Origin of the sequence: Flavobacterium sp. UBA5153 (assembly GCA_002413745.1) — a bacterium.
Lineage (GTDB): Bacteria > Bacteroidota > Bacteroidia > Flavobacteriales > Flavobacteriaceae > Flavobacterium.
In genome coordinates this window covers 177056-189636 of record DHXP01000078.1, presented here as the reverse complement: position 1 = coordinate 189636, position 12581 = coordinate 177056, and the positions used below count along the sequence as shown (strand labels likewise).

The 12581-nt window shown below is 37.5% G+C and carries 11 protein-coding genes and 1 tRNA gene; 5 read left to right on the top strand and 7 right to left on the bottom strand.

The features are described 5' to 3' along the window. The first annotated feature begins 135 nt into the window (after nt 1–135). Nucleotides 136–1509, top strand: a complete 1374-nt coding sequence (gene nhaD / locus B2145_RS17040; RefSeq protein ID WP_291104998.1) for a sodium:proton antiporter NhaD — start codon at nt 136–138, stop codon at nt 1507–1509. 54 nt (nt 1510–1563) lie between these two features. Next, on the top strand, nt 1564–2451 hold the full coding sequence (locus tag B2145_RS17035; RefSeq protein ID WP_291104995.1) for an energy transducer TonB: 888 nt from the start codon (nt 1564–1566) through the stop codon (nt 2449–2451). 134 nt (nt 2452–2585) lie between these two features. Here B2145_RS17035 and B2145_RS17030 read toward each other — a convergent pair whose 3' ends face one another. Together B2145_RS17030 and B2145_RS17025 are read right to left on the bottom strand one after the other, a co-directional pair. Then, the gene (locus B2145_RS17030) at nt 2586–2981 is read right to left on the bottom strand and encodes an ExbD/TolR family protein (protein ID WP_291104992.1); all 396 of its coding nucleotides are present in this window, start codon (nt 2979–2981) and stop codon (nt 2586–2588) included. A 2-nt stretch (nt 2982–2983) separates the two neighbouring features. Then, nucleotides 2984–3679, bottom strand: coding sequence for a MotA/TolQ/ExbB proton channel family protein (locus B2145_RS17025; RefSeq protein WP_291104989.1), 696 nt, complete (start codon nt 3677–3679; stop codon nt 2984–2986). Between the two features lie 124 nt (nt 3680–3803). Here B2145_RS17025 and B2145_RS17020 point away from each other — a divergent pair, with 124 nt between their 5' ends. Together B2145_RS17020 and B2145_RS17015 are read left to right on the top strand one after the other, a co-directional pair. Further along, nucleotides 3804–5024 (top strand): bifunctional folylpolyglutamate synthase/dihydrofolate synthase, encoded by a 1221-nt coding sequence (locus B2145_RS17020; RefSeq protein ID WP_291104986.1) that lies wholly within the window; start codon nt 3804–3806, stop codon nt 5022–5024. A gap of 58 nt (nt 5025–5082) precedes the next feature. Continuing rightward, nucleotides 5083–5157 (top strand) — tRNA-Val (locus B2145_RS17015). Nucleotides 5158–5254: 97 nt separating this feature from the next. Here B2145_RS17015 and B2145_RS17010 read toward each other — a convergent pair. The 3 genes from B2145_RS17010 to hxlB form a co-directional block, all read right to left on the bottom strand. After that, nucleotides 5255–5515, bottom strand: coding sequence for a transposase (locus B2145_RS17010; RefSeq protein WP_291104983.1), 261 nt, complete (start codon nt 5513–5515; stop codon nt 5255–5257). 115 nt (nt 5516–5630) lie between these two features. After that, nucleotides 5631–6263, bottom strand: a complete 633-nt coding sequence (hxlA, locus tag B2145_RS17005; protein ID WP_291104980.1) for a 3-hexulose-6-phosphate synthase — start codon at nt 6261–6263, stop codon at nt 5631–5633. Nucleotides 6264–6309: 46 nt separating this feature from the next. Next, on the bottom strand, nt 6310–6891 hold the full coding sequence (hxlB, locus tag B2145_RS17000; protein ID WP_291104977.1) for a 6-phospho-3-hexuloisomerase: 582 nt from the start codon (nt 6889–6891) through the stop codon (nt 6310–6312). Between the two features lie 253 nt (nt 6892–7144). On the opposite strand from hxlB, the gene B2145_RS16995 reads away from it, so the two are divergent. Next, a complete protein-coding gene (locus B2145_RS16995) occupies nt 7145–8008 on the top strand; it encodes a helix-turn-helix domain-containing protein (RefSeq protein ID WP_291104975.1) in 864 nt (287 codons plus the stop codon). A 157-nt stretch (nt 8009–8165) separates the two neighbouring features. Here the strand turns inward: B2145_RS16995 and B2145_RS16990 are convergent, their stop codons facing one another. Together B2145_RS16990 and bglX are read right to left on the bottom strand one after the other, a co-directional pair. Then, nucleotides 8166–9977, bottom strand: a complete 1812-nt coding sequence (locus B2145_RS16990; RefSeq protein WP_291104973.1) for a glycoside hydrolase family 2 protein — start codon at nt 9975–9977, stop codon at nt 8166–8168. A 262-nt stretch (nt 9978–10239) separates the two neighbouring features. Next, complete coding sequence (gene bglX, locus B2145_RS16985) at nt 10240–12465, bottom strand: beta-glucosidase BglX (RefSeq protein ID WP_291104970.1); 2226 nt, start codon at nt 12463–12465, stop codon at nt 10240–10242. Between the last annotated feature and the right edge of the window lie 116 nt (nt 12466–12581).

Genomic DNA, 12581 nt, shown 5'->3' with positions numbered 1-12581 from the left:
TTTTCCCTTAAATCTTGAATTTCAAATTATCCGGCTCTTTTTCCGATAATTGATAAAAACCCCGAGAATTAAATCTCAAAAAATTACATTTGTAAAAGTTATGGTTATTACATTAAAACAATTAATTCATCATTTATGGAAGTAATTTTAGTTTTTTTATTCATAATTGGCTACCTGTTAATCACATTGGAACACCCTTTAAAACTTGATAAATCTGTTCCCGCTTTATTAATGGCTTCAATAATGTGGGCCGTTTTATCCATCGGGTTTAATTTAGGGTGGTTTTCAATTATTAATGAAAAAGGGGATGTTTTTAATGTTGCCAATAGCAATATTGAACTGCAAAAGGAAGGTTTTTTAAACACTTTAACCCATCAATTTAGTGGTACGGCCGAAATATTAATTTTCTTGATTGGTGCCATGACCATTGTTGAACTTATAGATCTACATAAAGGATTTGATGTTATAAAAAATGCCATAAGAACCAAAAGCAAAATTAAATTACTATGGATTTTAGGGATTATCGGCTTTTTACTTTCCTCAATGATCGATAATCTAACCGCAACAATTGTATTGGTAACCGTATTGCGAAAATTAATCCCCGATAAAGAGGAACGTCTTTGGTTTGCTTCCCTTATTATTATTGCAACCAATGCAGGAGGCGCATGGTCTCCAATAGGCGATGTTACTACCACAATGCTGTGGATTGGCAATAAAGTTACCGCCAGTGGTTTAATGGAATATATGGTAATCCCGTCAATTATATGTTTTGTGGTTCCTTTTGCAATTGCGTCAAGACTAAAAGCATTTAAAGGAAATGTCGAAATTCCCGAAACAGATAACCAAGAACAAGAAACCTTATTGAGTAGTTCCAAAATGCTATATTTGGGTTTAGGCGCCATCATTTTTGTACCAATATTTAAAACTACAACCCACCTTCCTCCCTATTTAGGAATGATTTTCAGTTTGGGAATCGTTTGGTTAATTTCTGAATTTATTCATCCCGAAGAAAATTTCGATAAAACAAACAATACCAGATATTCAGTGCATACGGCATTGTCGAGAATAGAATTTTCAAGTATATTATTCTTCTTGGGAATTTTATTATCGGTTGGCAGTCTTGAGACATTAGTTTTTGGGAGTATTCATAATCAGCCTGTGCATACGTTACGATTTGCCGCCGAAAGTTTGTCAAATTCAATTCCTAATATGGATATTGTAGTCATTTTATTGGGTATGTTTTCATCTGTTATTGATAATGTTCCTTTAGTTGCTGCCACAATGGGTATGTACACTTTTGAAATTGACAGTCCGGTTTGGCATTTTATAGCCTATTGCGCCGGAACCGGCGGAAGTATGCTTATCATAGGTTCAGCCGCTGGAGTTGCCGCAATGGGAATGGAAAAAATAGATTTTATTTGGTACCTAAAAAAAATAACTTGGCTAGCTTTTGTAGGGTTTATGGCTGGAGCACTTTGTTTTATTGGAATAGAGCATTTTTTTAAATAACAATTTATTGTAAATTTCAACGTTTTAAGTTCAATATAAAATTTTATAATAAAAATGAGTTTCACCATGTCATCTGACCAAAAAAAATCAATAGCAATATCCATCCTTTTGTATGGAACAATGTTATTGATTTTATTTTTTATCCGCTTTTGGCCTCCGGCAAACTTGGCCGAATTAACTGGCGGCGGCGGCGGCGGTGGTGTTACGGTAAATTTTGGCGACAGCGATTTAGGCTCAGGAGCAAATTATAAAAGCGAGGTTTTGAATGTGAAAAATCAGGCCAAACAAATACCAACAAAAGCGACGCCTAACGAAGCTATTTTATCCCAGGAAAACTCCACTGAAGAAAGCGTGGTAATTCCGAAGAAAGAAAAACCACTAAAACCAACACCCGTTTTAAAAGAAGAAGCAAAACCGGTTGTGGTGAAACCGAGAGTTTCCAACAATACAAATGATGCTTTATCCAGCATTCTAAAAGGTTCCAACAAAGGCGGTGATGGCGACGATAAAACCGCCGGAAACAAAGGAAAATCGAACGGTAGTTTGACTTCCAATGGCTATTATGGAACAGGAGGTTCCGGAGGCGGAACGGGCGGAGGAAATGGCACCGGAAACGGAATAGGAACTGGTAGCGGCTATGGCGCCGGAAATGGTGGCGGCTCAGGAAACGGCAGTGGTTATTCATTAGGTAATAGAAAAGCAATTTCAAAACCTGCACCAAAATATACTTGTAATGAAGTTGGAAAAGTTGTAGTGGAAGTTTCCGTCGACAGAAATGGAAAAACCACAAATGCCATTGCCGGAATAAAAGGATCTACAAACATAGCAAAATGTTTGCTAGATCAAGCAATGATTGCCGCTATGAATACGAGATGGGAAGCCAGTGGCAATGCACCTGAAAAACAAGTAGGAAAAATTATTTATAATTTCAATTTGAATTAAGAAATGGGACGCGAATAAAACGGATTTAAGCGGACTAACGCAGATTTTTAACAGAAAAATGCCTCGAATTATCGAGGCATTTTCTGTTTGAATAGATTTTGTGACTCATCTTGTTTCCTGAACATAAATCTAAATCATTTCGGACTCGTGGCAATCACAAACTTTAAATTGTTTCGAACTCCAATTTGCAAAACATCAACCAAATCTTGAACTTGTAAATTGAATGGAATACGTACAATGACCGTTTGGTCTTTTTTGGCATTCATTTTAGACATCAAAGTAGTTTCAAGTGCTTCAAAGGAAACGGGCTGTTTATCAATATAGAATTTTTTATCCTCAGTAACGGACAAACTAATGTATTGTTTGTTCGTTTTATCGTTGGATTTAGATTTTGGCAACGTCATTTTTATCACATTCGGATTGGCCAAAGTTGATATAATCAGGAAAAACAGCAACAAGAAAAACATAATATCGCTCAATGAGGAAGTCGCAACTTCAGCATGAAACCTTCTTTTTCGCTTTATTGACATTGTTATGGTTTTTGAATAATATTTACAAACTCTAAAATCTGTTTTTGGATGCTTAAGGCAAAATTGTCAACTTTCCCGTTTAATAAATGGTACCCACTATAGGCAATAATTCCAACCAAAAGTCCCGCACCACTACTAATCATTTTTTCGTATAACCCTCCCGAAATATTCCCAATACTGATATTTTCGGTAACCGAAATGCTGTAAAATATTTTTATAACTCCCGAAATTGTTCCGATGAATCCAAATGTGGGCGCAATACCGGCAACAAGTCCCAAGTGCCCTAAATGTCTTTCCATCTCGCCAATTTCAATATCGGCAGCACGATCCATATTCGATTCGATTTCGATAATGGGCCTGCCAATAACAAGAATTCCCTCTTTTATAATATTTCCTGAAGCGGTATTGCTTCTTTCAGCGATTGTTTTTGCCAAATCCAATTTGCCAGAATTGAGATTATCTCTCACATCTTTCATCAAATTCTTGTCGATTTTTGACGCTTTATGAATGTATAAATAGCGTTCTATGATCAGATAAAAAGTATAAAATAATAAGATTGAAATTGGAATCAAGAAAAACCCTCCTTTCAAAATAAATTCCAAAACGGAGATTTCGGTAGTTGGAGCAATTTTTTCTATGACCACGCTTGACGCCGCATTAGCAATGGTATCGGCTTGTAATTGTATTAAACTAAACATATATTATTATTTTACTCATTAATTCTAAAAATTATTTCAATTTTGCACTAAAGATACTTTTCGATGTACTATTAAACTAAAAAAATCGAAAAATATTTTAATTCAAGACAATTTTATTAAATAAATGAACTATCAAGAAACCATAAGCTGGATGTTTAATCAACTCCCGATGTACCAACTTCAAGGTGCTTCGGCCTATAAAAAAGATTTAACCAATGCGATTTTGCTTGTAAATCATCTCGACAATCCACAGGAAAGACTCAAATGCATTCACGTTGCCGGAACGAATGGCAAAGGTTCCACTTCACACATGCTGGCTTCGATACTCCGGGAAGCGGGTTATAAAGTGGGTTTGTATACGTCGCCTCATTTGAAAGATTTTAGGGAACGCATCAAGATTAATGGAAATCAAATTCCCGAAAATTTTGTCAGCGATTTCATCAATGCAAATAAAGTCTTTTTTGAAGCCAACGACATGAGTTTCTTCGAAATGACAGTGGGCTTGGCTTTCGATTATTTTGCAAAAGAAAAAGTGGATATTGCCATAATTGAAGTGGGAATGGGTGGAAGACTCGACGCCACAAATGTTATAATGCCACTTATATCCGTAATAACAAATATCGCATTAGACCACACCCAATTTCTGGGAAACACCCTTGGAGCCATTGCTCAAGAAAAAGCAGGAATTATCAAACCGGGAATTCCCATTGTCATCGGCGAATATACCAATGAAACGCAACCTGTTTTCTTGGCAAAAGCCAAGGAAAATCATTCGGAGATCTATTTTGCCTCCGACTTAATTTCAGAGACCTACCCTTCTGATTTAGTTGGCGACTATCAAGCGCACAACAAGAAAACCGTAATTCAAACCACTACTATATTAAACTCACAGAAAAAATTTAAAATTTCCGAAGCCAACATTAAATCAGGTCTGTTGAATGTCGTAAAAAACACGGGACTCGAAGGAAGATGGCAACAACTAGGCGAATCTCCAAAAATCATTTGCGATACGGCACATAACAAAAACGGATTGGAAATTGTGATGAAACAAATCCAAAAAGAAAAATTTGACACTTTACACATTGTTTTGGGAGTGGTAAATGACAAAGATTTGGACGAAATCTTACCGCTTTTTCCCAAAAATGCTATTTATTATTTCTGCAAACCCAATATTCCAAGAGGTTTGGATCCTCAAATTTTAAAACAAAAAGCCACAGAATTTGGGCTGAAAGGAGAAGTATTCAATTCTGTTTCAGAATCTTATAAAAAAGCGTTGCAAAACGCCGCAAAATCTGACTTTATATACATAGGAGGAAGTACTTTTGTTGTAGCAGAAATTTTATAGTTTTTCTATATTTTACTTGTGAATATGAAAAAGTGATGTATATTTGCACTCACAATTAGGGCAATTAGCTCAGCTGGTTCAGAGCACCTCGTTTACACCGAGGGGGTCGGGGGTTCGAACCCCTCATTGCCCACAAAAAACTCCATTAGAAATAATGGAGTTTTTTTTATTTCTAATTTTGTCCCGTCCTGAAATCGGGGATCAAGTCCAAAACCTGTGGGGAAGCAAAATCACGCATAAATATTAGTTAGCCTAAAAAGGAAAAACTCAACGTTTCTAACGCCTCTAAATCGAGACCTAAACGCTTTTATTTTAGCATTAAATGATTCTGCAGAAGCATTAGTGCTTCTATTATCAAAATAGTTCAATATGGTTTGATAATGATTCATTATCGATCTTGAGATGGTATTGAAGGATTTGAAACCAGAATGACTTACTTTTTCAGGATCAAGTCCAAAACCGCCGGGACAACATATATAATCCTTTCTCAATGGATTTCAATACCCCGCTTGACGAACTTCATGTAAAGGATATTTTTTTTAATAAAAAAAGGGTTGACCGAATTTTCATCGGTCAACCCTTTTTAAATATGATGATTTCAGTTAACTAAGCAGCATCAATCGCTTCTCTTAATGCTTTAGCGGCGGCAGCAGGATCTTCTGCACCGTAGATTGCAGCACCAGCAACAACAACTATTGCCCCTGCTTTAATTACTGCAGCAACATTATTGATATTTACACCCCCTGCAACCGAAACAGGTACTCCTGCACGGGCAGCTTCGTCAATTAAAACCTGAATAGAATATCCTTCCGTCCATTGCTCATCCAAACCGGCATGCAACTCAACGAATTCAGCTCCTAATTTAGTTACTTCCTGTGCACGTTTAACACGGTCAGCTACCCCAATTGTATCAACTACCACACCTTTACCATGTGCTTTACCTGCTTTGATTGCACCTGCGATAGTTGCATCACCCGCAGCACCTAAAACAGTCACCAAATCAGCTCCTGCTTTAAAAGCAATATCAGCCTCCAATTCTCCCGCATCCATAGTTTTTAAATCAGCAAAAACCAATTTATCAGGATGTGCTTGTTTCATCGCTGTAACTACTGCAATTCCTTCATTTTTGATTAAAGGGGTACCCAGTTCAATAATATCAATATAAGGTGCGATTTTAGCAGCTAATGCCAATGCTTCTTGTGTCGTTAATAAGTCAATTGCGACTTGTAATTTTGCCATAATATTTGTTTTTATTTAATGTTTAAGTGTTTATAATTTTATACTACTATTCTAGGTTGGCGTGTCTTTTCCACAATTCTTCCGCTGGTGCCCCATCTGTTGCCCACATCGTCTGAAAAACAGCATCTGTCAGTAATAGCAAGGCCTGCTCGAACAAGCTTCCAGAGTATTGTGCAGAAACAGTCTTTCCGTGATCTTCTTTCTGCGCAGCAGGAATGATCATCACCAAAGCAGAAAGTTTTGCCAGGTCTGAATCAGTATTTGTAGAAAATGCAACAACTTGGGCGCCTGTGCTCACCGCTTTTTGCGCAGCTTTCACAATCGTGCTGGTTGTACCTGATCCGGAAGCAGCGATCAGTAGATCTCCTTTTCTGATGGCCGGTGTTGTTATTTCTCCGACAACAAATACCGTTAAGCCAAAATGCATCAGTCGCATGGCTGCAGCGCGTAATACCAATCCAGAGCGTCCCGCACCTACCAAGAATATGCGCTCTGCATCATATATATGGTCGATAAGCGTCGCAATCTGATCAAAATCAAGGCTTTCCGCCAATTTCAAGTTCTCTTCTAAAATCAGTCGGAGGTTTGCCTGTAAACCAGAAATATTGTGATTGTTCGGGTAATTCATATCTTTTTCTTATCTGCTGCAAAGGTACACTGCTCTTGTGTCCGTGATCTTATACTATATGCGCATTATATGGGACTTTGTGGAAACTTTCTCTTCTCAAAATCACGGCAATGTCATAAAAAAAGCCTATATTGGAAATAAGTCCACCTCTATGTCCGGATAGTCCAATACCCCAAATAAAAATGAGTTACCTTTGAATCCTTATTTTTGTTTATCATAAGCTCATCAGGAACAACAGAAAAAAAATCAGTCAATGGAAGAAAATACACCCCTTGGATTAGAAAAATCATTGATCTATATCAGGAATCTGGAAAATTGTCCGCCAAGTTACCTGAATGATCCGGGCAGAAAGGATTTCTTTGAGATCGTCTGGTTACAAAACGAATTTGCATTACATGCCGTCAGGGAAGAAGAAAATCCGGGGAGAGGAGACTGGATTTACCTCATCCCCCCATATCGTGTACACCAGTTAAATAAAGCCGGCAAAAAGGGCATCCTTTTATCTTTTAAAAGAGATTTTCTGAATGAAGAGGACAAAGAGTTCTATCTCGATATATTCAAAATCTTTAATATACAGGGAGAATTCTCCTGTTTGCCCCTTACAGGGGAAAATGTTGCAGAACTGGGTAAGATTTATCAGTTACTGGAAGAAGAATACCGGGAGCAACATAATAACTTTTCGATTTTAAAAGCGCTGCTGAAAGTTTTCCTGCTGAAACTGATCCGCATCAAAGAACATGTTTTTACTACTCAGGATGTAAACCAGAAAAGGGTATATGAGTTTATGATGATGCTGGAAGAAAATTACCGACAGGAGCGTACTGCCGATTTTTATGCCGGAGAACTGCACCTCAGCTCCAAGCGCCTGAACCAGATATTAAAAGAAAAACTCGATAAAACCGTTATGCAGCTGATCCACGACAGGATTATTCTTGAAGCTAAAAGAAAAATCATCCACAGTGAAAATACACTAAAAGAAATTGCCTACGATTTGGGTTTCACAGACCGCCCCTATTTCAGCAGGTTCTTTAAAAAGCAAACAGGAGTTTCGCCCGAAGACTTCCAAAAACAGGCAAAAGATCATATTGAATCTAAGTTCAATACACTGGTTGAATAGATCGAAATTGGATGCTACTCTTTTACTCCGTTTACAGCTAGTCACTCCTTAGAAACCAATATTTTTAAGGAGTGACTAAATAACAGTAAAACACAAACGGTCCAATTATACCTAATGGCTTATGAAATAAATATATAGATTAAAAAAACAGCTGCAATTATTTCGTTGATTTATATTTCTCGTAAAAATCTTTTAAAACAAAGAACGCTTTCTTTTTATTGCCCCCATTCGAAATCAATCCTTTTCTGTTGTAACCATCTTGAATACCTGGAAGCAGTCTTCTTGGCGAACGGAAATCGACTAAAATCCAAGGACTCATTCCGCTAATATTTGGGATTTTTTCAATCATTTTCAAGTTTTGAATGTACAAATATTCCTGGAATTCCTCCGTCCAACGTTCGTTCTTTTCTCCGTGTAAACCTTGTTTTGCGCCTCCACCAAATTCCGAAACCACGACGGGTTTATTGTATTTTGATGTCCATTGTATCTTTTCGGCGTCTTCCAGATTTCCTCCATACCAACCCAAATATTCATTGAACGCAACAATATCAAGGCTTTCTGCAATGGCATCGTCAACAAAACTATTCAGCTTTTCGCTTTTGGTAAGTAAAGCGGCACTTATCAATCGGGTATTGTCCAACGATCTTGCTTTTGTTGCCAAATTTTTAATGAAAGTATTGCGCGCGTCAGAAATTGGCGTTTCATTTGCCATAGACCAAATAATGGTGGAGCATCTGTTTTTGTCGCGAGTTATCATTTCGACCAATTGGTTTTCGGCATTTTTATAGGTTTCTAGACTGGTGAAATCAACCGTCCAATATACGGGAATCTCTTCCCAAACCATCAAGCCAATTTTGTCGGCCAACCGCACCATATTTTCGTTGTGCGGATAATGTGCCAATCGCACATAATTGCAACCCAATTCTTTCGCCCAAGTCAATAATCGCAAAGCATCTGCTTCGGAGTTGGCTCGACCTCCCTTGTCGTTTTCTTCGTGAATGGAAATCCCACGCAGGAAAACAGGCTTGCCGTTCAAAACAATCTTGGCGTTTTGGGCTTCTATGGTTCTAAAACCAATGTTGTCTTTGAGAATTTGGTTGTCATATTCTATGGAAACATCGTATAATTTTGGACTTTCTGGCGACCAATATCCAATTTTTTTATTGATGATTTCAAAATTTATTTTTCCTTCGGCATCAATTTTTCCTTTGTAATTAATTTTCAGTTCCGGGATTTTGACGGTGACAAATTCATCGCTTTTATCGAAATTATTGATTTTTATAAATCCGGAAATCGTGTTTTTTTCTCCTTTTTTAAGTTGGATGGAATAATCCTGAATGAATGATTTTGGCTCTTCAATCAACACAACATCACGGGTGATTCCGCCATAATTAAACCAGTCGGTATTGGTTGTCGGCACGGCTTCCTTGCGGCGAGTGTCGTCCACTTTTACCACCAAGAAATTGTCCTTTGCCTTGATAATGGAAGAAACCTCAAAATTAAATGGCGTAAATCCCCCTTCGTGAACACCCAGTTTTACGCCATTGAGATAAACTTCGGCTTTGTAGTTGACCGCTCCAAAATAGACGAAAAGTCGTTTGTTTTCTTTTACATCATAGTCAAAAGATTTTTTCAGCCACATTGTTCCTTCATAATAAAAAAGGTTTTCTTTTTGCGAATTCCAATCACCGGGAATGGTCATTGTTGGCGATTTATCAAAATCATATTCCACCAATTCTTGCTTGTTCTGGGCGTGATAATTGCTGTAAAACGCCGATTTCTGCAACCCTTTTTGTTGATCGAAAGCATCGTGATGAAAAGTGTAATAACCCGTTTCATAAGGATCTACAATGTAATTCCATTCGCCGTTTAAAGAAGTTGTTACTCTGTTTTGAACATTGGTTACCAGTTCTTGGGAAAATCCAAAAAGAGGAAGTAATAAGAAAATGTACTTGAAAAATTTATTCATATTGAAAACAATTTAAAAATTTAAAATATACTTATTCCGATGTTTGCCTAAAATTAAAAAACAGAATATACCCTTCGACAAGTTCAGGGTGACAGACGCGGATTAAACGGATTAACACTGATTTTTTGGAATTAACTATAAAAATAGTGAAAATTCGTGACGAAAAAACAATTTTAGGATACTGTACTAAAAAACATTTATTGTAAAAAGTATGATGTACCCCGTTATTCCGACAGAATTTTCAACTATTTCAGATTGGCTGTTATTTTAATAATTCAAAACCATCTCTCAAACGAATATCTTCTGAGGAAGAACCAATCATTAAATCAAATTCTCCTGCTTCTGATTTATATTCTAATTTTTGATTGTAGAAAGATAATTTTTGGTTGTCAATCACAAATTTCACGGTTTTTGTTTCGCCAACATTCAGTTTGATTTTTTCAAAACCTTTCAATTCTTTTATTGGTCTAACCACTGATCCCACTTTGTCGCGTAAATACAATTGCACCACTTCTTCGCCTGCCTGTTTTCCTGTATTGGTAATATTTGCTGTAACCTCAATAGTTTCGGTGTTTTTCATTTTCTTTTTAGACAGTTTCAAATCAGAATATTTGAAAGTAGTATAACTCAGTCCGTAACCAAAAGGGAATTTTGGACTGTTAGGCAAATCGATATACGCCGAAACATAATTGGTTGCCATTTCATTTGGCGCTGGTCTTCCCGTATTGAAATGATTGTAATAAATAGGAATCTGCCCTTCTTCTCTCGGAAAAGTTATAGGCAATTTCCCCGAAGGGTTGTAATCCCCAAACAAAACATCGGCAATAGCGTTTCCTGCTTCGCTACCCAACCACCAAGTATAGACAATCGCTGGAACATTATCTGCGGTCCAATTAAAAATGAGCGGCCTTCCTGCATTAATCAAAACCACAACTGGTTTTCCTGTCGCTTGAATCGCTTTTACCAAGTCTTCCTGAACGCCTGGCAAATGAAGATTACTTTTGCTTTTGGCTTCCCCACTTTTATTCCATCCTTCCCCGATGCTTAAAATCACAACGTCAGCTTGGTTGGCAACTGCAATAGCTTCCGCAAAACCATCCGTATTACTGCCTTCTATATCACAACCTTTTGCATACAAAAGTTTGGTGTTTTCGCCCACTTTGTTTTGCAAACCTTTCCATTGCGAAACGATATAAGTGGAATCAACATCTTTCAACTCCACTGCCCAAAAACCATGATTGGCTCTACTAGGTTTTACCATTGGACCAATAAAAGCGATGGTTTTTGTTTCTTTAGAAAGTGGCAAAATATTCTTTTCATTCTTTAATAAAACAATACTTTTTGCAGCAATTGATCTTGCCGCTTTGGTATGTTCAGGATTGTTAAGTTCTTTTTGTTCTCTTTCGGGATTACAAAATTTATAAGGATCATCAAACAATCCCAATTCAAATTTTTTGCGCAAAATTCTTTTTACAGCATCATCTACCAGGGCCATTGGAACTTTATTTTCTTTTACCAATTGTGCCAAATTATATCGGTACGCATTGCTTTCCATATCCATGTCGCTTCCTGCGGTAATGGCGGCTAATGCGGCTTCTTTACTGTCTTTCACGAAACCATGATTGACCATTTCGCCAATGGAACCCCAATCGGAAACCACAAACCCTTTAAAACCCCATTTCCCTTTTAGAATATCTCTTTGCAAATATTTATTTCCCGTTGCGGGAATTCCATTCAGGTCATTAAAAGAATTCATAAAAGTCGCGGCACCAGCATCAGCAGCAGCTTTGAATGGAGGAAGATACACTTCCCAAAGCATTCTTTCGCTCATATCCACAGAGTTGTAATCCCTTCCGCCGACGGCTGCGCCATAAGCTGCAAAATGTTTTACGCAAGCCATAACAGAATTCACATCGCCTAATTTTTCTCCTTGAAAACCTTTTACTCTGGCATAAGCAATTTTTGAACCTAAATAAGGATCCTCGCCTGCACCTTCCATTACTCGTCCCCAACGAGGGTCACGGGCAATATCAACCATGGGTGCAAATGTCCAATGGATTCCTGACGCGGATGCTTCTGTGGCGGCGATTCTTGCGCTTTGCTGTATCGCTGCCAAATCCCAACTTGCGGCTTCTCCCAGCGGAATTGGGAAGGTTGTTTTATAGCCATGGATAACGTCCTGACCAAATAACAATGGAATTTTTAATCGCGATTGCATCGCTAATTCTTGATATTGCCTGGTGTATTTTGTACCCAAAATATTCAACATAGAACCAACTAAACCATCTTTGATTTCAGATTGTTTATTCGGATTTATGGTAATGGGACCCGTTGCGGTATTGTCGCCAGTATATTGGTTGAGTTGCCCAATTTTTTCTTCAAGCGTCATTTGCTTTAGTAAAGCATCCACTTTTTGATCAATCGTTTTTTGTTGTGAAAAGGCAAAAAAGAATGCCAATAAAAGTGTTGTAGTTGCTATTTTTTTCATCTCTTAAATACTTTGTTTCTATTATAATAAAAAAATTTGTTTACTTCCCTAATTGTAATGTTATACCATTGGTTAATGTGTTTTAGCCCAATCGTTCTGGTATAATGCCGCTGTAT